This window comes from Flavobacterium sp. (genome assembly GCF_035299005.1).
Classification (GTDB): domain Bacteria; phylum Bacteroidota; class Bacteroidia; order Flavobacteriales; family Flavobacteriaceae; genus Flavobacterium.
The window spans coordinates 49,685-73,641 of sequence record NZ_DATGXL010000014.1 but is presented as its reverse complement, the minus strand read 5'-3'; the positions used below and the strand labels follow the sequence as shown (position 1 = coordinate 73,641).

Below are 23,957 nucleotides of genomic sequence, written 5' to 3'. Positions count from 1 at the left end.
AGTAAATTTATTTGTTTAGTTTTTTCAAATATACATTTTTTTGCAAATAAAAAAACCTTAATTCTTATTAAAGAATTAAGGTTTGTATCTTTTGTTTAGGAAGAGATTATCCTAAAGCAACTCTTTTAAAACCTGTAACTGTTAAGTTAGCATCAACAGATTTGATATAAGCAGCAACGCTCATAGAACCATCTTTGATATAATCTTGGTTTACTAAAGTATTATCTTTGTAAAAACGTTGGATTTTTCCTTTAGAAATGTTGTCTAACATTGCTTCTGGTTTTCCTTCAGCTCTTAATTGTTCTTTAGCGATTTCGATTTCTTTTTCAATGATTGCTGCATCAACACCTGCTTCGTTTAAAGCAATTGGATTCATTGCAGCAGCTTGCATAGCAACGTTTTTAGCAGCTTCGTCTGCTCCAGCAACGTTTGCAGATAAAGCAACTAAAGTAGCAATTTTACCAGCATGAATATATGATCCAATAAAAGCACCTTCTAAACGCTCAAAAGCACCGATTTCAATTTTTTCACCGATAACTCCAGTTTGCTCAATTAATTTTTCAGCAACTGTAATTCCGTTAAAATCTGAAGCTAATAATTCGTCTTTAGTAGTGTAGTTTAAAGCTTGATTAGCTAAATCAGTAGCTAATTTTACGAAAGCTTCATTTTTACCTACGAAGTCAGTTTCACAGTTTAATGTGATTGCAACAGCAGCTGTTTTGTCTGCGTTAACCACAGCAACTGCAGCTCCTTCAGTAGATTCTCTGTCTGAACGGTTAGCAGCAACTTTTTGACCTTTTTTTCTTAAGTTTTCAATTGCTAAATCGAAATCTCCTTCTGCTTCCACTAATGCTTTTTTGCAATCCATCATTCCAGCACCAGTGATAGTTCTTAATTTATTTACGTCTGCAGCAGTAATATTTGCCATTTTGTATGTTTTTTATTTGTTGTTTATAAAAGTAAAAAATTCCAATTACTAAATCCCAAATTCCAATTTTACTAAATTGCTAACTAAAAGTTAGAACAAGTTTGGAATTTGGAATTTAATTCTTGGAATTTAATTTATTTATGCTTCAGTTTCAGTTGCAGGAGCTTCAGTAGCTTCTACTTCTTTCGCTGGTAATTCATCTTTTTCAACTTTTCTATCAGAAAGACCTTCTACTAATGCAGCAGATACTAGAGATAAAATTTTATCGATTGATTTAGAAGCATCGTCATTTGCAGGAATAACGAAATCAATTGGACGTGGGTCCGAGTTCGTATCAACCATTGCGAAAACTGGAATGTTTAATTTTTGAGCTTCTTTGATCGCGATATGCTCAGCTTTAACGTCAACTACAAATAGAGCTGCTGGAAGTCTAGACATGTCAGCAATAGAACCTAAGTTTTTCTCTAATTTTGCACGTAAACGATCTACTTGCAATCTTTCTTTTTTAGATAAAGTTAAGAAAGTACCGTCTTTTTTCATTCTATCAATAGAAGCCATTTTTTTAACAGCTTTACGGATAGTAACGAAGTTTGTTAACATACCACCAGGCCATCTTTCAGTGATGTAAGGCATGTTACAAGCTGCTGCTTTTTCAGCAACGATATCTTTCGCTTGTTTTTTGGTAGCAACGAATAATACTTTTCTACCAGATGCAGCAATTTTTTTCAAAGCTTCGTTAGCTTCTTCAATTTTAGCTGCAGTTTTATATAAGTTAATGATATGAATACCATTACGCTCCATATAAATGTAAGGAGCCATGTTTGGATCCCATTTACGAGTCATGTGTCCGAAATGTACACCTGCTTCTAATAACTCTTTAACGTCAATTTTGTTTGCCATTGTGTAATAGTTTACGTTCCGTGATTAGCAATTTTCAAGTAGTCACTTGCGTTAGTCTTGAAAATTTAGATGCTAAACTAATTCCCTTTTTACAAGGAATATCGACAACTTTGTTTTTAATTCAATTTTAATTGTAAAAATAAATCTGAAAATATATTCTGATAAATATCGAATATTAACGTTTTGAGAATTGGAATCTCTTACGTGCTTTTTTCTGACCGAATTTTTTACGTTCTACCATTCTTGGATCTCTTGTTAGTAATCCTTCTGGTTTAAGGATAGCTCTGTTTTCAGCCTCAACTTCACACATTGCTCTAGCAATAGCCATTCTTACAGCTTCTGCTTGTCCTGTTGAACCACCACCATAAACGTTTACTTTAACGTCAAAGTTTGATGCGTTCTCTGTCATAGAAAGAGGTTGCATTACTTTGTACTGTAAAGTAGCAGTTGGGAAGTAGTTACTAAATTCTCTTTTGTTTACAGTGATTTTTCCTGTTCCTTCTGAAACATAAACACGTGCAACAGCGCATTTTCTTCTACCGATTTTGTGAATAACTCCCATTACTTAAGATCGTTTAGGTTAACTGTTTTTGGTTGTTGAGCTGCATGTTTGTGCTCAGAACCAACATTTACATTTAAATTTCTGAAAAGTTGTGCTCCTAATTTGTTTTTAGGTAACATTCCTTTTACAGCTTTTTCTACTAATAATGCAGGATTTTTTTGTTGCATTACTTTAGCAGTTAAAGTTCTTTGACCTCCTGGATAACCTGTGTGTCTGATGTACGTTTTGTCATCTAACTTGTTACCAGTAAGGTTGATTTTTTCTGCGTTGATAACGATTACGTTATCTCCACAATCAACGTGCGGTGTATAACTTGGTTTGTATTTACCTCTTAAAAGCATTGCTACTTTTGTAGATAAACGACCTAAGTTATGCCCTTCAGCGTCCACAACAATCCACTGCTTGTCTGCAGTTGTTTTGTTTGCTGATACTGTTTTGTAGCTTAATGTGTTCACAATAATTTATTTAAATTAAACATTCCATTCCCAATAAAGGGAGTGCAAAAGTACAATTAATTATTAGATTTGCAAATAGGGAATGCAAAATATTGTTTTCATGTAGCTAACCATCTGTTATTATTGATTTTTTTTAGCAGTATAATTACAAAAAATAGTGTATTTTTACTTTTTAAATTTTAAGCATGAAAGCAAAAGCAACCTTAAAACAAATTGCCAAGGAGTTTGAAGTGTCCATTTCTACTGTTTCTAAAGCGTTAAGTGATAGTCCTGAAATTAGTGAAGCTACTAAGATAAAAATTCAAGAGTATGCTAAATTACAAAACTATAAACCAAATAGTATTGCTAAAAATTTAAAAAACCAACGTACTAATACTATAGGTGTAATTATTCCTAATATTTTAAATCCATTTTTTGCGAAAGTATTTAGCGGTATTGAAAAAGCAGCATTAGCTAAAGGATATAATGTTATTACAGGTATTTCTAATGAATCTTATGAAAAAGAAATGCAAGTTATGGATATGCTTAACAATGGAACTATTGATGGTTTTATTGTTTCTGTTGCCGAAGAAACACAATCTGTAAAGCATTATCAGCATTTTAAAGATATTATTAATAGTGGAACCCCTATCGTTATGTTTGATAGAGTTGCTGAAACTATTGTTTGTGATAAAGTGATTGTTGATGATTTTGAATCTTCTTATGATGCTACACAACATTTATTAAAGTTAGGAAGTAAAAAAATCGCATTGTTGTCAACCATTGGTAATTTAAGTGTTGGTCAATTACGATTTCATGGTTACCAAAAAGCATTGGAAGAAAATAATATTAAATTAAACGATAAACTACTCATTATTGAAAATGATGTTGAGTTGTTTGATAAAAAATTAGAAACCTTGTTTCAAAAAGAAAAAGTTGATGCGGTTTTTGCGTTAGACGAGCATGCCTCTACTATGGCAATGAAGTTAGCAATTAAAAAAGGAATTAAAATTCCTGAGCAATTAAATATTATTGGTTTTGCTGATGGTGTTTGGTCTAAAAGATTGACACCAAGTTTATCTACCGTGAGTCAACACGCACCTGAAATTGGAGCTAAAGCGGCAGAGTTGCTCATCAATAAGTTAAATACGAAAGATGAATTCTATCAACATCAAACGGTTGTGATAAAGACAGAGTTGCGTCAGAGAGAATCTACTAGAAAACTATAATTGTTTGATTTTATCATCATTCCAAGTGATATAACCTAAAATAGCATTAATCATATAGAATGAATATTTAATAGTATTAGCAATATTTAAAATAAAAAGACTTTGGATAATTTTAGATAAATTATACACTTGCCAAAGAAACCAATTGTCTGGATAGCGCTTGATATTGTTAAATGTTCCTCCAAAAGTTAATCCAGCTGGGAATGCAATTGATATGAAAAGGAACCAATCTATTTCTTTAGTTGATAAAAAGTAAAAAGCAATAAAATTTAAAACTAAAGAAGTTATCATCCCCACGAATAAATTGCGATAGAATGCAAAATCAATATCGTTTAATCGGTTGTCTTTTTTCCAGTGGTTATATGATAAGTAATTGGCAACTATTGAAATAGGGTAGGTTAAGATAGCTCCAACGTTTCCTAATAAATAATCAATTGTTCCACTTAATGTGGTATTAAAGGTGTGAATTAAATTGCCTAGATTATTTTTCTTTGTTACTAATCTAGTTGCAATCATTGAAAATCCAACATTTATTATGGAGAAGAAACCTAATGGAAAATAATAGGAAACATCATCCAAAGAAAAGTAATATCTGGTTTTGTGATAATCTAAAAAAATAGAACCAGAGATAACAATAAATAATCCTATTAAATCAAGATTTCTTCCGTTAGTGATTTTCTTTATTAATGCGATTTGATTTCCCGATAATATGTTTATTGTCATTTATTCTTTGGTGAAGTTAAAACTCATGCCACTTTGTTTTAAAACAAAAGTGTTTTCGCCGAATACTATTTCTATTCCTGCGGATGCAAAGATAAATGTTTTTTCTGCTTTAAATGTCAAAGGGAACGCACTTTGTCCAGTTGCTTGCGCTAATAATTCTCCATTTTTTTCAGAAATCGTAATTTTTAAAGGCAACTCTTTTGATGCATAAGTTCCTGTAAATTTTGCTAATTCTGCAGCATCAATTTTAGTAAATATTGGAAAAGGGAATGGCATTTTGTAATAAATACTCAACACGCCAATCATAATATCATTTCTGTTGAAGTTATCCCCGTTTACAATTAATGAAACACCTAATTTTTCAGTAGGATAATACCCTACAACTGCTCTAAAATTTTCAATTCCACCCGTGTGACCATAAAAACGACGTTCACCAAATGGAAATTGTACTAATGCTTTTCCATAGCCGTCTTTAATTTCTTTCATTTGTTCTAATGAGGCTGGTTTGACTAATTTTCCTTCAAAAAGAGCATGCATGAAACGTGTTAAATCGGCTGGTGTTGAAATCATGGCCCCAGCTGAATAAGCAATAGAGTTTTCCCATTCTTCCACTTTTTCCCATTCGGTTCCATTGAATGAATATGAATAACTTTCTCCAACAGATGTGTTGATTTTTCCTTCTGGAAAATAAGTGTTTGCTAGGTTGGCTTTTTTAACAATTCTTGTTTGAATATTTTCGGCGTACGATTTTTTAGTAAGTGTTTCAATAATGTAGCCTAATAAATTATAGTTTGAGTTACTGTATTGGTGTTTTGTTCCAGGTTCAAATAATGGTTTGTAATCCGTTATTTTTTGAATCATTTCTTCTTTTGAATGAAATCGATAAATATTTTTAGCTGTAATAGTATCGCCATTTATATAATCTACAATTCCAGTTCTGTGATGTAATAAATCATAAATCGAAATTTTTTCTGCATTTGGAATTTTTGGATAAAAACGATTCAATTTGGTTTGAAGGGTCAATTTTTTCTCTTCAATCAATTGCATAATCATCACTGCGGTAAAGGTTTTAGTAACCGATCCAATTTTATATTTGGTTTCTCTATTGGCTAGAATGTTTTTTTCGCCATCTGCATAACCATAAGCTTTGTTAAAGACTACATTTTCGCCTTCACGAATACAAAGCGAACCCATGAATTTATTGTTTTGATTCAAATAAGTTAGCAAGCTATCAATTTTTTCAAAACGCTCTTGAGCAATTGATGCTAAAGAAAATGTCAATACAAAAAGAAAAAGTATTTTTTTCATGATTATCGATTTATGCTATTAGTGGTAATAAAAATATTATTGTTACTGATTTTTGATTTTTTTAAATTCTAAATAGGAATAAACAATCGGAACAACTGTAATAACGGCAGTAATTCCTAAAAAAGTATACAATTGCATTTCGTTTGGTAGTAAAAATGTCAACGCCATTAAAAGTCCGCCTACGAACCATAATTTTCCGCCCATTAAATGCGTTTTTTTCCAAACTTCTTCGTTTTCTAATGTCCAAGGGGTTTTGATGCCAATGAAATAATTCGGTTTTATCGTTTTGAAATAATTACCTAAGAAAGCAAAAAGCAAGCCAATAATTGCAAACACAAATCCAGGATTACTGCTTTTTTGTTGCACACTATACAAAATAAAAACCGCTAAACCCGACATGAATAAGGTTAGAATCATTCGCAGGTTATTTAGTTTGTTGCCCATGTTTTGTAATTTTTGCTTTGGGTCTACATAAGGAATAATTAGAAATACAAAATAGGTTATTCCAACCAACATGCATAGCATGGCAACCAATTCTTTTTTATCGCCATAACGATCAATTTCACCGGCGCCATTCCAATGCATTGGTACCTTTTCTGGCAAACGATTCCAAATGTATGCTAAGTAAGTAAAAGGCAACAAAGCCACAGCAATAAACGGAATTTCTTTTTTAAATTTCTTCATAATTTATTTTTTTAAGGTAATAATCCATTGTAAAATATCGTCAACAATTGTAGTGTTTAAAGAATAGACTACAAATTGTCCTTTTTTCTCGCTCGTGACTAAATCGGCACGCTTTAAAATATCCAAATGATGCGAAATACTAGGTTTTGAAATATGAAATTGGTCCGCAATATCGCCAGCCGTCATTTCCTGTTTGCGCAGCAATTCCAGAATATCTCTTCTGGTTTCGTCGTTTAAGGCTTTGAAAATTGCGTTCATATTAATTTATATATTTAGACAAATATCTAAATATTATTTGAAATTGCAAAAAAATTAAAATAATAATTACAGAACATTAATTATGAATCCAATAATTGCGAGAATTACGGTAATAATTAATACTATTTTATTGAATAGAATGTCTTTTCTTTTTTCAGGAAGTTGGTGATAAGGATAATTGATTTCCCATTTTTTTGTTTCAGCAAACTTAGCAAGCATTTTTGGTGTAATTGGAATTCTTTTAACCAGTTTGTCAGGTGATTTATAAAAAACTCCTCCAATACTATTCCAACTTCCTTCTTCTTCGTGATGAAAATACCATAAGAAGTTTGAAATATCAACATCGTATTTTTTGGAGAATTTTTCTATCAATTCATAACAATCATCACCGCTAATTCTTACTGTTTCAAAAATATCAGAGTCTGAATGAAGATTGGATTTCCAATATTCTGTTTCAATGAAATCAATAATTTCTTTTTCTAGTATATTATCCATAAAATATCACATTATGAGATTTCTCCTCCGTCGAAATAACAAAACTAATCCATCTGCCAACTGCTACTGTCCACTGACCACTTTACTAATGCGCTTCCAACCAATTTTTACCTAATCCAATTTCCACATCTAACGGAACTGCCATTTTGAACGCGTTTTCCATTTCGTGTTTGATCATTGGTTGAATTTTTTCTAATTCGGAGTTGTGTACGTCAAATACTAATTCGTCATGCACTTGCAATAGCATTTTTGACTTCCAATTTTCAGCCGTAAGTTTCTTATGAATGTTAATCATCGCAATTTTGATAATATCTGCTGCCGAACCTTGAATTGGCGCATTAACAGCGTTTCGTTCCGCGCCACCACGAACAATGGCGTTGGCTGAGTTGATGTCTTTCAAATAACGTCTTCTTCCTGAAATGGTTTCCACATAACCATTTTCTCTTGCAAAATCAACTTGCGAAGTCATAAACGATTTTAATTTCGGATACGTTTGATAGTAGGCTTCTATTAATTCTGCACTTTCTTTGCGAGACAAGTTGGTTTGGTTGCTCAATCCAAAAGCCGAAACCCCATAAATAATTCCGAAGTTTACAGTTTTAGCATGACTTCTTTGTTCTTTTGTTACTTCATCTAAAGGCACATTGAACACTTTTGCAGCCGTACTTTTGTGAATGTCTTCGTGATTTTGAAAGGCTTTTATCATGTTTTCTTCGCCACATAAAGCCGCAATAATACGCAATTCAATTTGAGAATAATCGGCAGAAAGTAAGGTATAGTTTTCATCGCGTGCAATGAAGGCTTTTCTAATTTGTCTTCCTCTTTCGGTACGAATTGGAATGTTTTGTAAGTTTGGATTATTCGAACTCAAACGACCTGTAGCCGCAACCGTTTGCATATAATCGGTATGCACTCTTCCAGTTTTTTTATCAACTTGATTTGGTAAAGCATCAATATACGTGCTTTGCAATTTCACCATTTGTCGCCATTCTAAAATATCGCGCACAATTTGATGTTCGTTTGCCAAATAACTCAACACTTCTTCACCAGTAGCATATTGACCGGTTTTGGTTTTCTTTTGTTTTGCACCACCAATTTTTAGTTTATCGAATAAAATATCGCCCAACTGTTTTGGAGAAGCCAAATTGAATTTCTCACCCGCAGTTTCATAGATTTGTTGTTCAAACGCATCGATTTCTTTTTGCATGTCAACCGACATACTTTTTAGAAATTCCACATCCAAACGAATTCCTTCTTTTTCCATATCTGCTAAAACCGGAACTAGCGGAATTTCGATTTCGTCGAACAATTTTTTTGTGCCTACTTTTTCTAAAATCGGTTGAAAATGTTCTTTTAGTTGGAACGTAATATCAGCATCTTCAGTTGCATATTCTTTAATGTCTTCCAAAGGAACATCGCGCATCGACAATTGATTTTTTCCTTTTTTACCAATTAAAGTTTCAATCGATTTTGGGGCATATTTCAAATACGTTTCACTCAAAACATCCATATTATGACGCATATCAGGATTAATCAGATAATGCGCAATCATGGTATCGAATAATTTACCTTTGACTTGAATGTTATAATTAGAAAGAATTTTCAAGTCGTATTTCATGTTCTGACCGATTTTTTCGATGTTTTCATTTTCGAAGAATGGTCGGAATTTTTCAATTAACGTTTGTGCTTCTTCCTGATTTTCGGGAAACGGAACATAAAATCCTTTTCCTTTTTCGAAAGAAAATGACATTCCTACTAATTCTGCGTTTAAAGCATCAATTCCAGTAGTTTCAGTATCAAAACAAACCGAAGTTTGATTTAATAAATTTTGTAACAATAATTTCACAGGCAAATCACCTTGAATAGTTTGGTAAAAATGCGTCGTGTTTTCTAACGTTGCATAATACGAATGATTCGCTGTTGGTTCATCCGATTCATCACTAAAACCGAACAAATCAAATTGGTCTTCATTTGATTTTTTTGCTGGAGCTTTTTTAATGGGTTGCGGAATTTCAGAAGTATTTCCATTACTATCAATTTCGTCATATTCTTTCCCAGAACCAAATAATTTATCAAACTGCGCTTTCATTTGACGGAATTCTAATTCCTGAAACAAAGCATCAGTTTTTTCTACATCTGGTTTTGATAATTCGTAATCGTCAGCATCAAAAGTTACAGGACAATCGAGTAGGATAGTAGCTAACTTTTTTGATAAAAGTCCCAATTCTTTATTCGCCTCGATTTTATCTTTCATCGCACCTTTCAATTGGTGTGTATTCGCTAATAAATTTTCTAAAGTGCCATATTCCGCTAAGAATTTTTTAGCTGTTTTTTCGCCAACACCTGGTAATCCTGGAATGTTATCGGCAGAATCGCCCATCATTCCTAAAAAATCAATTACTTGATCAGGGCGTTCGATTTCAAATTTTGCTAAGACTTCTGGGATTCCCCAAATCTCAATATCGTTCCCCATTCGAGCTGGTTTGTACATGAAAATGTTTTCTGAAACCAATTGGGCAAAATCCTTATCTGGCGTTACCATGAACACTTGAAAACCTTCTTTTTCGGCTTGTTTTGCTAAAGTTCCAATTAAATCATCGGCTTCAAAACCCGCTTTTTCGATAATGGGAATGTGCATAGCACGCAATAATTCTTGAATATATGGAACCGCAATTTTAATCGCTTCTGGTGTTTCGTCTCGATGTGCTTTGTATTCTTGATACATTTCAAAACGATAATCGCTTCCACCTTTATCAAAAGCCACGGCTAAATGGTCAGGTTTTTCGCGTTTAATGACATCCATTAAAGAATTCATGAATCCCATAATTGCAGAAGTATCCATTCCTTTCGAATTGATACGAGGATTTTTTATAAAGGCATAATACCCACGAAAGATAAGCGCGTAAGCATCAAGAAGGAAAAGACGTTTTTGTGACATTGTTCTGAAATTTCATTAAAAATGTAAAAGTACAATTCTTTGCTTAAAAAAACTTTGTTAAAATTCATTTAATGCAGCATCAATTTGTCTAACTTGTTACTTACTTTGCAAAAAAAAGAGCTAATGATTCGTTGGATTGTTTTTTTAATATTTGTTGCTATTCTGGAAATCTATGCTTTTCAGGCATTTAAGACTTTGATAAAATCAAAGTGGTTTTTTGTTTTCTATTATGTAACGTCTGCAATTGCGTTAGCCTATATTGTTTATCAATTGTATCATTTTGATAGAAGTGTAGGACAAACTTCAAAAACCATGATGACTATGGGTTTGTTGTTATTACTATATGTCCCAAAATTATTATTGACCATTATATTATTTGGAGAAGATATTGTGCGTTTTTTTGTGGGATTATTTTCTTTAGTTAATAGTGATTCAGAAGGTTTTTTACCAGAAAGAAGGCGTTTTGTAAGCCAAGTTGCATTGGGAGTAGCAGCAATTCCGTTTGCTTCTTTTTTGTATGGGATTACTGTTGGGAAGTATAATTTTAAAGTAATCAAACAAACTTTGTTTTTTCCAGATTTGCCTGATGCTTTTGATGGAACGACAATTACTCATATTTCTGATGTTCACAGTGGAAGTTTTGATGATGCTGAGAAAATTCAGTATGCAATTGATTTGATTAATGAGCAAAATTCAGATATGGTTTTGTTTACAGGTGATATTGTAAATACGCATGCAACCGAAATGGATCCTTGGATTGATACATTTAAGGGGATTCATAATCCAAAATTTGGAAAGTTTTCCATCTTAGGAAATCATGATTATGGCGAATATGTAGATTGGAAATCACAAACCGAAAAACAAGCTAATTTTGAAGCTATAAAAGCGATTCATGATAAAATTGATTTTAAATTGTTGTTAAATGAACACATTAAAATTAAAAAAGACAATCAAGAATTAGTAATCGTAGGTGTTGAAAACTGGGGAAGAAAATTTGGAGAACGTGGCGATTTGAATTTAGCATCAAAAGGTTTAATGAAAGAAGATTTCAAAATTGTAATGAGTCACGACCCAAGTCATTGGGATGAGAAAATTCAGCACGATGATAATCATTATCATTTAACGCTTTCGGGTCATACGCATGGGTTTCAATTTGGGATTGAAATTCCGGGTTGGATAAAATGGAGCCCAGTACAATATGTGTATAAACAATGGGCAGGATTGTATGAAAATACAGGAAGATACATTTATGTAAATCGTGGTTTTGGCTTCCATGCTTATCCTGGTAGAGTAGGAATTATGCCCGAAATAACGGTTATTGAACTAAAAAAAGGAGAAAAAGTAGCGTAATTCAGTAAAAATGCTACATTTGTATATTATTTTCAAGTGAAAAATAATTTTTTTGATACTAATAAATTCAATTTATGTCAAAATTTGGAGAACTTATCGATGCTCAAGTACCTGTACTTATCGATTTTTTTACAGAGTGGAATGAACCTTCTGTGGCTATGAATGAAGTAATTCGTCATGTAGCAGCTGCTTTAGGAGACAAAGCGCGTGTAATTAAAATTGATGTGGATAAAAATCAGGAATTAGCCGAAGCACTTCGTATTAAAGGTTTACCTACTTTAATGATTTATAAAGAAGGTCAAATGGTATGGAGGCAAAGCGGTGAACTTGATGCAAACACATTAATTTCTTTGGTACAAGAACAAGCCTAAGAAATTACATCAAAAACGAATCCCTTATTTTTTAAAATTTGTATTGCTTTTGGCAGTGCATATTTCAGATTTTTTTCTGCTTTAATGCTATCGTGAAATACGATAATGCTTCCTTGTTCCGTATTTAAAATTACGTTTTCTAAGCATTTTTCTGCTGAAATGGTTGAATCAAAATCATAACTCAACACATCCCACATAATTATTTTGTAGCCTAATTGTCGAATTGCTTTTGATTGACTTGGTTTGATTTTTCCGTAAGGAGGACGAAATAAAAATGAGTGTTCAGTGTTCAGTTTTAAGTGCTCAGTTTCGCACAACTTGAAATTATCGATGTAATAATTTGTGTTGGTTTTCCAGCCGTTTAAATGATTGAAAGTGTGATTTCCGGTTTGATGTCCTTCAGCAAGTATTCTTTTATAAATTTCTGGATGTTTTTTGATGTTGTCGCCAATACAAAAGAATGTAGCTTTAATGTCTTCTGATTTTAAGAGTTCTAAAACCCATTCAGTTACTTCTGGAATTGGTCCGTCATCAAATGTTAAATAGATTTTCTTGTCCAAGTTTGGTATATCCCAAACCAGATTAGCGAAAACCTTTTTTATCAAACTATTTGTTTTTACCCAATTGAAGTTCATTCTGTAAAATTAGCATAAAAAAATGTTCCAAGCGAAATTTCTTTCACTTGGAACATTCTATATTTTGAAATTACTTATTCCATTTTTCTGTTAAAAACATTGAACATTTTATTGTAATTGTTGAATTTTACTTTCTCTTTGTTGTAAAATCCTGAGTCGTTTGCATTTTTTGCGATTTCAAGCAAGCCTCTATATTGTTCGATGTCAGTTACAATGTCTGAAGCATAAAAATATTGTTCAGTTAGTGTATAGCCACTATAAAAAGTAAGATTTTCTTGGTATTTTTTAACTAATTGTGACAAAATTAATCTTGCTTTTTCTTTCTTACCTACTTCGTAATAACCCATTGCAAAAGGATCTACCATTGAGTAATATTCAAAATATTCAACAGGCATTTTTGTCATTGCTAAATCAATTATTTTTTCTGCTTTATCGTTTTTACCTTCATTAATTAATGTTTCCATTAATCGAGCTAAATTAGTACGATAAGTAATACTATTTTTTCTTGTTTCTGGATCATGGTATATTTTTGGATTTCCACTATTTCCCCAATCCCATTTCATTACAATATTGTACATTTTTTCTGAATCTATACAACCCATTTTCATTGGATTTGGCTCTTCAACAGGAGTTTTAATAGGAACTAGTTTGAAGCACATTCCGTCTAGTTGTAGATAGTCTTTCATCCAAATGTAGTCATCTTCGCCAAAACTTCCTCCAGTAAAATATATAGGTCGTTTCCAATTGTTTTGATTTACGATGTCAAGCATCATTAATCTGTTTTTATAAATAGCATCGCCTTTAATATCAAATGCAATTGCAGGAACAATTGAGTCGTATTGTTTTGGTGAAACAACTTTGTTTTTGATAATAACATTTTTGTCTATTGGAATTATAACTTTACTTGAAGGATAATAATTAACTTTATTTCCGTTTTTTAATTCTATTTTGGCTCTTTCGTCATCCAAAGCGATGAATTTTAACATGTCGTCAAGTAAAAGAGGTTCTTTAGTTCTTTCAACAAATAAACTATAATCTCTTTTGTTTCCAACATATTGGTCTCTGTTGAATGAGCTCGGAATTGCTTCAGAATCGTGTACTTTTCGTTTCATTTGGTCGATGTACCAGTCTGTCATGAATAAGCTCGTATTTACAATTCGAATATCAGTTCTATAGCCTTCAATTTCTTGCATATACCATAATGGGAAAGTATCATTGTCACCAATGGTAAATAAAATAGCATTTTTGTCACAAGAATCTAAATAGGCTTTAGCCATTGCTAATGCGGTATATTTGTCAGATCGGTTATGGTCGTCCCAGTTTTCTTTTGCCATAAGCATTGGTGAAGCTAAGAAACTAATAATTAGTACTAACGGAATGGCTACTTTAGGTGTTACAAATTTTTTAATCCAATCAAAAATTGCATACACACCGAAGGCAATCCACATAGCAAAGACATAGAATGAACCTACTAAGGCATAATCTCTTTCTCTTGGTTCAAACGGTCTTTCGTTTAAGTAAATTTTTAATGCTAATCCAGTAAATAAAAATAAAGCTAGTAATACATAGAAGCTCTTTACATCTTTTTTGGCATGATATAAAATTCCGATTACTGCTAGAATGAAAGGAAGTCCAAAATAAATATTTCTTCCTTTATTGTTTTGCATATCTGATGTAAGATTTTTTTGTGAACCAATAAATACTTCATCTAAAAGAGGAATTCCTGTTATCCAATTTCCGTCTAAATCATTGTATTTTCCTTGATTGTCATTTTGTCTTCCAACGAAATTCCACATCAAATAGCGCATATACATGTATCCAAATTGATACTGAACCATAAATTTCATGTTGGTTGAAAAAGATGGTTTTTCAACGATTAAATATTCGCCATAGGTTTTTAAAAATTTATCATATCCTTTTAAATCAACATCTCCTTTTGCGTAGGCGTTTCTAAAATCGGTTACAATTTGAACTAATTCGTCTTCGTGAGAATATTCAGGGTTAATCTGAAATTCTAGTGGCTCTCCAAAAGTCATGTAATTTACATTGTGTTCATTGCTCCACATTCTAGGTAAAAATGCTTTATGGGCGTCGTCTGTGTTTTGCTTTGCATTTTTAAAATTATTGGTAATAATATATTTCCCAGTTTTGTAATCACGCTCATAATTTGGTTTTTCATCCAAATAAGGTGTTACAGGATCTAATCCGGAATAAGTATCTGAAAATTGAGGGCCATAAAATAATTTTTGCTCACCATATTGTTCACGATTATAATAAGCTAATACTTCGGCAGCATCAGAAGGTTTATTTTCATTAATAGGGGTATCAGCATTGGCGCGAATAGGCAACATTATCCATGTTGAAAAACCGATTAATATGAAAAGCGTTGATAAAATCAAGGTGTTATAAAAAACGTGTCCTTTTTTCTTGGTATAGTTTAAAGCAAAGTAAAACGCAGCAACAATTAATAAAAAAGCAAATATAGTTCCAGAATTGAAAGGTAGTCCCAATTCGTTTACCATGAATATTTCTGTTTTTCCAAAGAAAGCAAGTGTAAATGGTAATAGTAATTTGAATATAAAAAGTAAAATTGCAACAATGATTACATTGGCTAGTAAGAAACTTTTTATGGTTACTTTTTTGTATTTTTTAAAGAAATATAAGAATCCAATTGCAGGAAATGTTAGTAATGCCATAAAGTGAACTCCAAAAGATAACCCAATCACTAATGAAATTATTAATAACCATTTATTGCCACGAGGTGTTTCTAATTCTTGCTCCCAACGTAGTCCTAGCCAAAACAACAATGCAATAAGAAATGAAGCCATTGCATATACTTCTGCCTCAACTGCATTATACCAGAAACTATCAGAAAAAGTAAATGATAATGAAGCTATAAAAGCACTTCCTAAAATCATTATGTTTTGATTAGTTGAAATTTCTTTAGTGGTTCCAGTAATTTTTTTAAGTAACATGGTCAACGACCAAAACATAAATAAAACAGTAAAAGCACTAGAAAAAACTGAAAGATAGTTAACCATTAATGCAATTTTATCTGGACTAAAGGCAAACATTGCGAAAAAAGCACCTAACATTTGAAATAATGGAGCTCCAGGTGGATGTCCTACTTCTAAGTTTGCTGAAGTTGCGATGTACTCACCGCAATCCCAAAAACTAAGTGTTGGCTCAACAGTTAATGAATAGGTTAGTAATGCTATAGCAAAAGCGAACCATCCTAGAATGGTATTCCATTTTTTAAAATTGAACGAAGTCATACAATAATTTGGTTTCTTAATTTCAACTACAAAGAAACTATTTTTTTGTTTATATAGAATGTTAAATTAATTTTTTAATATTTTTTTTGGAAAAATTTGTAGAATAAAAAATATGTACTACATTTGCACTCGCAATCGAAAAGGTTGTATGGTAATTGGCCCATGGTGTAATGGTAACACTCCGGTTTTTGGTACCGTCATTCAAGGTTCGAGTCCTTGTGGGCCAACAAAACTCCGCTTGTAAAAGGCGGAGTTTTTTCATTTATACATATGCTTGATTTTAAGAAATTTAAGCATAAAAAAAGACCACTAAATTTAGTGGTCTTTTTTTATAAGAATCTAATATAATTAGATTTTAAAAGTAATTACTGGTCGTTTTGCGTGATTTACCAAATCTTCACTAATACTTCCGTTAAAGAAGTGAGATAGACCTTTTCTTCCATGAGTACTCATTCCAATTAAATCAGCATCAATGCTTTTTGCAAAATGTAAGATTCCTTTTTCTACATTAACATCATTATATATGTGTGTGGTTATATTTGACATATCAGTTCCGGTAAGGAAATCGGTCATTGTTTGTTGAGCTACTTTTGTAGATTTAAAATTGTTTGGGGTGTTGATATTTACTAAATGTAAATGAGCACCAAATGATTTTGCAAATTCAAATGCTTTTTCAAAAGGCTTTTTAGCTTCATCAGAAAAATCTGAAGCAAAAACAAATTTACTTGCGCTAAATGTTTCTTCGTCACGCTTAATTACTAAGACAGGAATTTCAGAGTTTCTAACCACTTTTTCAGTATTTGAACCGATGAACATTTCTTGAAATCCATTTGCACCATGAGAGCCCATTACGATTAAATCTGCATTATGCGCTTTCCCATTTTTAACGATGCCGTCAAAAGCCATTTCGAATTGAATGATTTTTGAAACTTTAACACCGTCAAGGTAATCAGCATCCATAATTGTGTCTAATTTATTAACGGCTGCGTTTTTAAATAGCATTAATTCTGGTATTTCATGAGCTGTTGATAATGCGTCATTTCCAGAAGTAGGCAATTCTAGCATGTGTACTAAGAAAATTTCACCGTCATTCTTTTTTGCGATTTGTGCGGCAACTTTTAAGGCGTATTCTGCGTGTTTAGAAAAATCGGTTGGTACTAAAATTCGTTTCATAAGTTTGTTTTAGGTTATTGAATCAGGTGTGAATATATCACATCATAAAGGTACAAAAAATATCTGAATACACAATATTTTTTTTAATTCAAATTAAATTTGTACATTTGCCCAGTTATTTGGAAATAAATGAATAATGAGGCACGCATGGCGTGCCTCTTTTTATAAAAAATATGACGTTTAAAAATAAAGTTCAAGAGTTGTTAGATGTTGCGCTAGCGGAGCGACCTGAATTATTTTTGGTTGATTTATCTATAAATGAGGCTAATAAAATTAGTATTAATTTAGATGGTGATAAGGGAGTTAATCTTCAAGATTGTATAGATATTAGTAGAGCAATCGAGAACGGTTTAGATAGAGAAGAACAAGATTTTTCTTTAGAAGTGGCATCTGCGGGTATTTCAAGTCCATTAAAATTTATCAGACAATATAAGAAAAATATTGGAAGAAATTTAAAGGTAAAAACAAATTTGTCAGAAGAAATTGAAGCGAAACTTGTTATGGCAGATGAAGAAAAGATTACTCTAGAGTGGCAAGCTAGAGAACCAAAAAAAATAGGAAAAGGAAAAGAAACAGTTGATAAAAAAGCTGAAATTCCTTACGAAAATATAAAAGAAGCAATTGTTATAGTATCATTTTAAAATAAAGAGTTGACATGGAAAATATTGCATTAATTGAATCGTTTTCAGAATTTAAAGACGATAAACTCATAGATAGAGTTACACTAATGGCAATTTTAGAGGAAGTATTTAGAAATGCTTTAAAAAAGAAATATGGTTCAGACGATAACTTTGATATTATCATCAATCCTGACAAAGGGGATATGGAAATTTGGAGAAATCGTGTGGTAGTTGAAGATGGAGAAGTTGAGGATGAAAATTCTGAAATTTCATTATCTGAAGCAAGAAAAATTGAGCCAGATTTTGAAGTGGGAGAAGATGTTTCTGAAGAAGTGAAATTGTTTCAATTGGGAAGAAGAGCAATCTTGGCTTTACGTCAAAATCTTATTTCTAAAATCCATGAACACGATAATACAAATCTTTATAAACAATTTAAAGATATTATAGGTGATATTTATACCGCAGAAGTGCATCATGTTCGTCCAAAAGCTGTAATTTTGATGGATGATGAAGGAAACGAAATTGTTTTACCAAAAGAAAAGCAAATTCCAAATGACTATTTCAAAAAAGGAGATAATGTTAGAGGTGTAATTGAAAATGTTGAATTGAAAGGGAATAAACCACAAATCATCATGTCAAGAACAGCTCCAGATTTTCTTGAAAAATTATTTGAACAAGAAATTCCTGAAGTGTTTGACGGTTTAATCACTATTAAAAAAGTAGTCAGAATTCCTGGTGAAAAAGCAAAAGTAGCTGTGGATTCTTATGACGATAGAATAGACCCGGTTGGAGCTTGTGTAGGAATGAAAGGATCGCGTATTCATGGAATTGTTCGTGAATTAGGTAACGAGAACATAGATGTTATCAATTATACAACAAACCCACAATTGTATATAACAAGAGCTTTAAGTCCAGCAAAAGTATCTTCGGTTAAAATTAATGAAGAAGCGAAAACAGCTGAAGTGTTCTTGAAGATTGAAGAAGTTTCTAAAGCAATTGGTAGAGGCGGAAATAATATTAAATTAGCAAGTTTATTAACTGGTTATGAAATAGATGTAATCCGTGAAGGTGTTGCAGAAGAAGAAGATGATGTTGAATTAAGAGAGTTCTCTGATGAAATCGAAGCTTGGGTAATCGAAGAATTTGAAAAAATAGGATTAGATACAGCAAGAAGCGTTTTAAAACAAGATGTTGCTGATTTAGTAAGAAGAACTGATCTTGAAGAGGAAACAATTATAGATGTTATGAATGTCCTAAAAGAAGAATTAGAAGGATAATTTTTACTGAAATAAACAACACAACAACAAAGAAGAATTTTTTAAAAAGATTATATGTCTGAAGAAAGAGTAATAAGAATAAACAAAGTTTTAAGGGAGTTAAATATTTCTCTTGATAGAGCTGTGGATTTTTTAAAAGACAAAGGTCACGAAATCGAGTCTAGTCCAAATGCTAAAATATCTCAAGAGGAGTATGGAGTCTTATGTGGTCAATTTTCTGCTGACAAAGGGAATAAGGTTGCCTCTCTTGAAGTAAGTGAAGAAAAGAGAAAAGAGAAAGAGGCATTAAAACGCGAGCTTGAAAAAGAACAAGAAGCAAAACGTTTGCAGGAAGAAGAACGCCAAAGACAAGAAGTTATTAAAGCTAAAGCTATTGTAACTGCGCCAAAAGCAGTAGGAAAAATAGAATTAGACCCTAAAAAACCAGTTGTTACATCTGAAACTCCTGTTGCTGAACAAAAAGTTGAAACTCCTGAAGTAAAAACTACTTCTGAGGTAAAAGTTGTAGAAGAAACTAAAGTGGAAGTTGAAAAACCTATTGTTAAAAAAGTAGAAATTGAAAAGCCTTCTAAAGAAGATAAACCAGCTGCAGAATCTACAGATGAAGCAGGTGAAGTAAAAATAGAAACACAATATCAAAAATTGTCGGGAGCTACTTTTACAGGTCAAAAAATTGATTTGACTCAATTTGAAAAACCAAAAAAGAAAAAAGAAGACTTTAAAAAAGATATCAAAAAACCAGGAACTCCTCAAGCACCAAATGCAGGCGGAGCAAATGCAAATAACAACAATAAAAATAAGCGTAAAAGAATCATCAAGCCTGGAACTCCTGGGGCTCCTGGAACAAATAATCAAGCAGGTGGTCCTAAAAAAGAGTTTGTTAAAGGTGGTGGCGCTGGTGGTTTCAATAAAGGAAAAAAACCAATTATTCAAAAGGTTGAGCCTTCTGAAGAAGATGTAAAAAACCAAATTAAAGAAACTTTAGAAAGATTACAAGGTAAAGGTAATAAGTCTAAATCAGCAAAATACCGTAGAGATAAAAGAGATTCACACCGTCAACGTGTTGATGATGAACTTCAAGCTCTTGAAGAAGGTAGTAAAACTTTAAAAGTTACAGAATTTGTAACTGTAGGAGAGGTTGCTACAATGATGGATGTGCCAATTACAAAAGTAATCGGAACGTGTATGTCGCTTGGAATCATGGTAACAATGAATCAACGATTAGATGCTGAAACATTATCTATCGTAGCAGATGAGTTCGGTTTTGAAGTTGAGTTTATTACAACTGATATTGAAGAAGCAGCTGAAGTTGTTGCTGATAATCCAGAAGATTTAGTTCATAGAGCACCAATTGTTACAGTAATGGGTCACGTTGACCACGGTAAAACATCTTTGTTAGATTACATTCGTAAAGCAAATGTAATTGCTGGAGAGTCAGGAGGAATTACACAACATATTGGAGCTTATGGGGTTATTTTAGAAGGTGGAGAAAAAATCACTTTCTTAGATACACCAGGTCACGAGGCATTTACTGCTATGCGTGCACGTGGAGCCCAAGTTACAGATATTGCAATTATTGTAGTAGCTGCCGATGATGATATCATGCCGCAAACAAAAGAAGCAATCAGTCACGCACAAGCAGCTGGTGTTCCAATGATTTTTGCAATTAATAAAGTGGATAAACCAAATGCGAATCCTGAAAAAATTAAGGAACAATTAGCAGGAATGAATCTTTTAGTCGAAGATTGGGGTGGAAAATATCAATCACACGATATTTCAGCTAAATTTGGTCAAGGTGTACCAGAGCTTTTAGAAAAAGTATTGTTGGAAGCAGAAGTTTTAGAACTTACTGCTAACCCAAATAAATCTGCACTTGGAACAGTTGTGGAAGCACAATTGGATAAAGGTAGAGGTTATGTGTCAACTATTTTAGTACAAGCAGGAACGCTTCGTATTGGAGATTATGTTTTGGCTGGAAAAAATCATGGTAAAATTAGAGCCATGTTTGACGAGAGAGGAAATCAAGTAAAAGTTGCTGGACCATCAACTCCAGTTTCTGTATTAGGATTAGATGGCGCACCAACAGCAGGGGATAAATTTAATGTGTACGAGGACGAAAGAGAAGCAAAACAAATCGCTGCAAAACGTACGCAATTGCAACGTGAGCAATCTGTTCGTACACAAAAGCATATTACACTTGCCGAAATTGGGCGTCGTATTGCTTTAGGTCAATTTAAAGAATTAAATATTATTCTTAAAGGTGATGTAGATGGTTCTGTTGAAGCATTATCTGATTCGTTCTCTAAATTGTCTACTGAAGAAATTCAAATCAATATCATTCATAAAGGAGTTGGAGCTATTACAGAATCGGATGTCTTGTTAGCTTCTGCATCTGATGCTATTATTATAGGATTTAACGTTCGTCCTCAAGGAAATGCAAAACAATTAGCAGATAAAGAAGAAATCGATATCCGTAATTATTCAATTATTTACGATGCTATTGATGATTTAAAAGATGCAATGGAGGGAATGTTGTCTCCAGAAATGAAAGAGGAGATTACGGGTACTGCAGAAATTAGAGAAATCTTTAAAGTAACTAAAGTTGGTTCTATTGCTGGATGTATGGTAACAGATGGTAAGATTTTTAGAAATTCTAAAATACGTCTCATTAGAGAAGGTGTTGTAATCTATACAGGAGAATTAGCTACATTGAAACGTTTTAAAGACGATGTGAAAGAAGTTGCTAAAGGTTATGATTGTGGTATGCAGATTAAAAACTATAACGATATTAAGGAGTATGACTTAATAGAAGCTTTCCAAGAAGTGGAAGTAAAGAAAAAATTGAAATAGTTTTAGTACATAAAAAAAGCCTTGCATTGCAAGGCTTTTTTATTTTAATGAGTTTATTTTGACGGTTTAATAATTAAAGCAGTTGGGTATTTTTTCTTAATTTCAAGCATTGCTTTCTCAACTTCAATTCTTGTTTCAAAATTACCAACCCATACTTTATAGTTTGGATTTGTGTAAACAATTGTGCCGTCTATATCTTTAAATTCTTTCTTAAATTCTTGTAATTTCTTTTTTGAATCATCGCTATTTCCGTAAAAAATTTGAATTTTATAGGCTTCATTTGAGGCTAATCCAACATTTATTTTTCTTTTTTCTTTTAACATTTGTTCAAATTTTGGATCTTGATTAATCGAAGTTTTAATTTCCTGAGCATTTGTTTTTACAAAGAAAATGGTTGATAGTATTAAGAAGAACAATAAGTTATGTTTTTGCAAATTTTTCATAATGATTATAATTTAATACAAAAATACAATTTCAATTTATATGGAGATGCTTTAATATTATTTAGAACAAATATAAATTACATTTTAAGATAAAATTAAGGTTTTAATAATAGTTCTAATATTGTATTTTTGTCGGAGTTTTTTAAAAATTAGAGTTGATTTATAGGTAGGGATATCTAAAATTATACCAAAATTAGTTGATAATCATTTTAAATATGAAAAAGGTGGGTAACCATAAATCGTTTTCAAAGATTTTCTTCAGTTTAGCTTTTGTGCTAACTTTTTCTTTAACTGCATTTTCTCAGGATGCAGCAAAGGGTAAAGAAATTTTTAATACCAATTGTGCTGCATGTCATAAATTAGACGCAAAAGCTACGGGTCCTGCACTTCGTGGTGTTGCTGATAAGTATGATAAAGAATGGATCTACAAATGGGTTAAGAACAGTGGAGATTTAATCAAGTCAGGAGATGCGCAAGCAGTAAAAGTGTTTGAAGAGAACAACAAAGTTCCAATGACTGCATTTCCGCAATTGTCAAATGAAGATATTGACAATATTTTAGCTTACACTTCAGAACCTGCTCCGGCTGCAGCTGCTCCAGTTGCGGGTGCTCCAGTTGCTGGAAAAGAAAGTGCAACTGAAAGTGGTGTTTCTAACAATGTAATTTTAGGTGTACTTACATTAGTAATGGCAATGTTAATTGTAATGTTGTTCTTGGTGTATAACATGTTAACTAAAATTGCAGATGCTAAAGGATTAGAAATTGTTAAAAAGAATCGCTCATTAATGGGGTTGTTTAATGCTTATGCTAAAAATCAATTTTTAGTATTAGTGTCTGCAATTTTATTCTTGTTGGTTAGTGCTTATTTTGCTTATGGTTATTTAATGCAGATAGGTGTAGATCAAGGATATGAGCCTGTACAACCGATACATTATTCTCACAGAATTCACGCTGGTGATAATGGAATTGATTGTAAATATTGTCACTCTTCTGCAAGAGTTAGTAAAAATTCAGGGATTCCATCTTTAAATGTTTGTATGAACTGTCATAAAAATATTAGTGAAGTTGCTGAAACAACTGCTACAGAAGAACATTCTAAAGCGTTCTATGATAAGCAAATTGCTGCATTGTACGAAGCAGTAGGTTGGGATAAGTCTTTGCAAAAATATACAGGTAAAACTAAACCAGTTAAATGGGTTAGAGTTCATAATTTGCCTGATCACGTTTATTTCAATCACTCACAACACGTAACTGTTGCGGGAGTTGAGTGTCAAACATGTCACGGTCCAGTTCAAGAAATGGAAATCATGAAACAACATGCTCCATTAACAATGGGATGGTGTATTAATTGTCACAGAGAAACAAATGTGAAGGTAGAAGATAATGCTTACTACAAAAAAATCCACGAAGAACTTTCTAAAAAATACGGAGTGTCTCAGTTAACTGCGGCTCAAATGGGAGGTTTAGAATGTGGTAAATGTCACTATTAATAAAATAATTTAAG

The 23,957-nt window shown here is 32.3% G+C and carries 21 protein-coding genes and 1 tRNA gene; 8 read left to right on the top strand and 14 right to left on the bottom strand.

The features are described from left to right. Positions 1 to 106: 106 nt before the first annotated feature. The 4 genes from tsf to rplM form a co-directional block, all read right to left on the bottom strand. The gene (gene tsf, locus VK164_RS09140; RefSeq protein WP_324209046.1) at positions 107 to 928 is read right to left on the bottom strand and encodes a translation elongation factor Ts; all 822 of its coding nucleotides are present in this window, start codon (positions 926 to 928) and stop codon (positions 107 to 109) included. Between the two features lie 138 nt (positions 929 to 1,066). Continuing rightward, positions 1,067 to 1,828 carry a 30S ribosomal protein S2 gene (gene rpsB / locus VK164_RS09135; protein ID WP_166234871.1) on the bottom strand — a complete coding sequence of 254 codons (762 nt, stop codon included), beginning with the start codon at positions 1,826 to 1,828 and terminating at the stop codon, positions 1,067 to 1,069. A 175-nt stretch (positions 1,829 to 2,003) separates the two neighbouring features. Then, positions 2,004 to 2,390 carry a 30S ribosomal protein S9 gene (rpsI, locus tag VK164_RS09130; protein ID WP_166234869.1) on the bottom strand — a complete coding sequence of 129 codons (387 nt, stop codon included), beginning with the start codon at positions 2,388 to 2,390 and terminating at the stop codon, positions 2,004 to 2,006. Further along, positions 2,390 to 2,845, bottom strand: coding sequence for a 50S ribosomal protein L13 (gene rplM / locus VK164_RS09125; protein ID WP_166234867.1), 456 nt, complete (start codon positions 2,843 to 2,845; stop codon positions 2,390 to 2,392). The genes rpsI and rplM overlap by 1 nt, the downstream gene beginning before the upstream one ends. A gap of 185 nt (positions 2,846 to 3,030) precedes the next feature. On the opposite strand from rplM, the gene VK164_RS09120 reads away from it, so the two are divergent. Next, positions 3,031 to 4,053, top strand: coding sequence for a LacI family DNA-binding transcriptional regulator (locus tag VK164_RS09120; RefSeq protein WP_324209045.1), 1,023 nt, complete (start codon positions 3,031 to 3,033; stop codon positions 4,051 to 4,053). Here the strand turns inward: VK164_RS09120 and VK164_RS09115 are convergent. The 6 genes from VK164_RS09115 to polA all read right to left on the bottom strand — a co-directional run bounded on the left by VK164_RS09115 (position 4,048) and on the right by polA (position 10,459). After that, complete coding sequence (locus VK164_RS09115; protein WP_324209044.1) at positions 4,048 to 4,776, bottom strand: nicotinamide mononucleotide transporter family protein; 729 nt, start codon at positions 4,774 to 4,776, stop codon at positions 4,048 to 4,050. The two genes, VK164_RS09120 and VK164_RS09115, sit on opposite strands and share 6 nt — an antisense overlap. Then, positions 4,777 to 6,084 (bottom strand): serine hydrolase domain-containing protein, encoded by a 1,308-nt coding sequence (locus tag VK164_RS09110; protein WP_324209043.1) that lies wholly within the window; start codon positions 6,082 to 6,084, stop codon positions 4,777 to 4,779. Between the two features lie 42 nt (positions 6,085 to 6,126). Further along, the gene (locus VK164_RS09105; RefSeq protein ID WP_324209042.1) at positions 6,127 to 6,768 is read right to left on the bottom strand and encodes an SdpI family protein; all 642 of its coding nucleotides are present in this window, start codon (positions 6,766 to 6,768) and stop codon (positions 6,127 to 6,129) included. Between the two features lie 3 nt (positions 6,769 to 6,771). Then, positions 6,772 to 7,026 (bottom strand): autorepressor SdpR family transcription factor, encoded by a 255-nt coding sequence (locus tag VK164_RS09100; protein ID WP_008256034.1) that lies wholly within the window; start codon positions 7,024 to 7,026, stop codon positions 6,772 to 6,774. Between the two features lie 66 nt (positions 7,027 to 7,092). Then, on the bottom strand, positions 7,093 to 7,521 hold the full coding sequence (locus tag VK164_RS09095) for a DUF1493 family protein (RefSeq protein WP_324209041.1): 429 nt from the start codon (positions 7,519 to 7,521) through the stop codon (positions 7,093 to 7,095). 85 nt (positions 7,522 to 7,606) lie between these two features. Beyond that, positions 7,607 to 10,459 (bottom strand): DNA polymerase I, encoded by a 2,853-nt coding sequence (gene polA, locus VK164_RS09090; protein ID WP_324209040.1) that lies wholly within the window; start codon positions 10,457 to 10,459, stop codon positions 7,607 to 7,609. Positions 10,460 to 10,582: 123 nt separating this feature from the next. Between polA and VK164_RS09085 the strand changes: the two genes are divergently transcribed. Together VK164_RS09085 and VK164_RS09080 are read left to right on the top strand one after the other, a co-directional pair. Further along, on the top strand, positions 10,583 to 11,809 hold the full coding sequence (locus tag VK164_RS09085) for a metallophosphoesterase (protein ID WP_324209039.1): 1,227 nt from the start codon (positions 10,583 to 10,585) through the stop codon (positions 11,807 to 11,809). A gap of 74 nt (positions 11,810 to 11,883) precedes the next feature. Beyond that, complete coding sequence (locus VK164_RS09080) at positions 11,884 to 12,180, top strand: thioredoxin family protein (protein ID WP_026724375.1); 297 nt, start codon at positions 11,884 to 11,886, stop codon at positions 12,178 to 12,180. On the opposite strand, the gene VK164_RS09075 is transcribed toward VK164_RS09080, so the two are convergent. Next, on the bottom strand, positions 12,177 to 12,815 hold the full coding sequence (locus VK164_RS09075; protein WP_324209038.1) for a polysaccharide deacetylase family protein: 639 nt from the start codon (positions 12,813 to 12,815) through the stop codon (positions 12,177 to 12,179). The two genes, VK164_RS09080 and VK164_RS09075, sit on opposite strands and share 4 nt — an antisense overlap. A 74-nt stretch (positions 12,816 to 12,889) precedes the next feature. After that, on the bottom strand, positions 12,890 to 16,090 hold the full coding sequence (locus VK164_RS09070) for a DUF2723 domain-containing protein (RefSeq protein ID WP_324209037.1): 3,201 nt from the start codon (positions 16,088 to 16,090) through the stop codon (positions 12,890 to 12,892). Positions 16,091 to 16,246: 156 nt separating this feature from the next. Here VK164_RS09070 and VK164_RS09065 point away from each other — a divergent pair. After that, positions 16,247 to 16,317: transfer RNA gene (locus VK164_RS09065), tRNA-Gln, on the top strand. A 121-nt stretch (positions 16,318 to 16,438) separates the two neighbouring features. Here the strand turns inward: VK164_RS09065 and VK164_RS09060 are convergent. Further along, a complete protein-coding gene (locus VK164_RS09060; RefSeq protein ID WP_324209036.1) occupies positions 16,439 to 17,263 on the bottom strand; it encodes a universal stress protein in 825 nt (274 codons plus the stop codon). 173 nt (positions 17,264 to 17,436) lie between these two features. Between VK164_RS09060 and rimP the strand changes: the two genes are divergently transcribed. The 3 genes from rimP to infB are packed head-to-tail and all read left to right on the top strand — an operon-like array spanning position 17,437 to position 22,010. Then, positions 17,437 to 17,904, top strand: a complete 468-nt coding sequence (gene rimP / locus VK164_RS09055; protein WP_324209035.1) for a ribosome assembly cofactor RimP — start codon at positions 17,437 to 17,439, stop codon at positions 17,902 to 17,904. Between the two features lie 14 nt (positions 17,905 to 17,918). Further along, positions 17,919 to 19,160, top strand: coding sequence for a transcription termination factor NusA (gene nusA / locus VK164_RS09050; protein WP_324209034.1), 1,242 nt, complete (start codon positions 17,919 to 17,921; stop codon positions 19,158 to 19,160). Between the two features lie 54 nt (positions 19,161 to 19,214). After that, positions 19,215 to 22,010: a translation initiation factor IF-2 gene (gene infB / locus VK164_RS09045; protein WP_324209033.1), complete on the top strand. Its 2,796-nt coding sequence runs from the start codon at positions 19,215 to 19,217 to the stop codon at positions 22,008 to 22,010. 53 nt (positions 22,011 to 22,063) lie between these two features. Here infB and VK164_RS09040 read toward each other — a convergent pair whose 3' ends face one another. Beyond that, positions 22,064 to 22,453, bottom strand: a complete 390-nt coding sequence (locus tag VK164_RS09040; RefSeq protein ID WP_324209032.1) for an SPOR domain-containing protein — start codon at positions 22,451 to 22,453, stop codon at positions 22,064 to 22,066. Positions 22,454 to 22,668: 215 nt separating this feature from the next. Between VK164_RS09040 and VK164_RS09035 the strand changes: the two genes are divergently transcribed. After that, positions 22,669 to 23,943, top strand: a complete 1,275-nt coding sequence (locus VK164_RS09035) for a c-type cytochrome (protein ID WP_324209031.1) — start codon at positions 22,669 to 22,671, stop codon at positions 23,941 to 23,943. Positions 23,944 to 23,957: the final 14 nt, after the last annotated feature.

Excerpts from the sequence above, each read along its gene's own strand:
- tsf (WP_324209046.1), bottom strand. The coding sequence starts at position 928 with ATGGCAAATATTACTGCTGCAGACGTAAATAAATTAAGAACTATCACT.
- rpsB (WP_166234871.1), bottom strand. The coding sequence starts at position 1,828 with ATGGCAAACAAAATTGACGTTAAAGAGTTATTAGAAGCAGGTGTACAT.
- rpsI (WP_166234869.1), bottom strand. The coding sequence starts at position 2,390 with ATGGGAGTTATTCACAAAATCGGTAGAAGAAAATGCGCTGTTGCACGT.
- VK164_RS09120 (WP_324209045.1), top strand. The coding sequence starts at position 3,031 with ATGAAAGCAAAAGCAACCTTAAAACAAATTGCCAAGGAGTTTGAAGTG.
- VK164_RS09115 (WP_324209044.1), bottom strand. The coding sequence starts at position 4,776 with ATGACAATAAACATATTATCGGGAAATCAAATCGCATTAATAAAGAAA.
- VK164_RS09110 (WP_324209043.1), bottom strand. The coding sequence starts at position 6,084 with ATGAAAAAAATACTTTTTCTTTTTGTATTGACATTTTCTTTAGCATCA.
- VK164_RS09105 (WP_324209042.1), bottom strand. The coding sequence starts at position 6,768 with ATGAAGAAATTTAAAAAAGAAATTCCGTTTATTGCTGTGGCTTTGTTG.
- VK164_RS09100 (WP_008256034.1), bottom strand. The coding sequence starts at position 7,026 with ATGAACGCAATTTTCAAAGCCTTAAACGACGAAACCAGAAGAGATATT.
- VK164_RS09095 (WP_324209041.1), bottom strand. The coding sequence starts at position 7,521 with ATGGATAATATACTAGAAAAAGAAATTATTGATTTCATTGAAACAGAA.
- polA (WP_324209040.1), bottom strand. The coding sequence starts at position 10,459 with ATGTCACAAAAACGTCTTTTCCTTCTTGATGCTTACGCGCTTATCTTT.
- VK164_RS09085 (WP_324209039.1), top strand. The coding sequence starts at position 10,583 with ATGATTCGTTGGATTGTTTTTTTAATATTTGTTGCTATTCTGGAAATC.
- VK164_RS09080 (WP_026724375.1), top strand. The coding sequence starts at position 11,884 with ATGTCAAAATTTGGAGAACTTATCGATGCTCAAGTACCTGTACTTATC.
- VK164_RS09075 (WP_324209038.1), bottom strand. The coding sequence starts at position 12,815 with ATGAACTTCAATTGGGTAAAAACAAATAGTTTGATAAAAAAGGTTTTC.
- VK164_RS09070 (WP_324209037.1), bottom strand. The coding sequence starts at position 16,090 with ATGACTTCGTTCAATTTTAAAAAATGGAATACCATTCTAGGATGGTTC.
- VK164_RS09060 (WP_324209036.1), bottom strand. The coding sequence starts at position 17,263 with ATGAAACGAATTTTAGTACCAACCGATTTTTCTAAACACGCAGAATAC.
- rimP (WP_324209035.1), top strand. The coding sequence starts at position 17,437 with ATGACGTTTAAAAATAAAGTTCAAGAGTTGTTAGATGTTGCGCTAGCG.
- nusA (WP_324209034.1), top strand. The coding sequence starts at position 17,919 with ATGGAAAATATTGCATTAATTGAATCGTTTTCAGAATTTAAAGACGAT.
- infB (WP_324209033.1), top strand. The coding sequence starts at position 19,215 with ATGTCTGAAGAAAGAGTAATAAGAATAAACAAAGTTTTAAGGGAGTTA.
- VK164_RS09040 (WP_324209032.1), bottom strand. The coding sequence starts at position 22,453 with ATGAAAAATTTGCAAAAACATAACTTATTGTTCTTCTTAATACTATCA.
- VK164_RS09035 (WP_324209031.1), top strand. The coding sequence starts at position 22,669 with ATGAAAAAGGTGGGTAACCATAAATCGTTTTCAAAGATTTTCTTCAGT.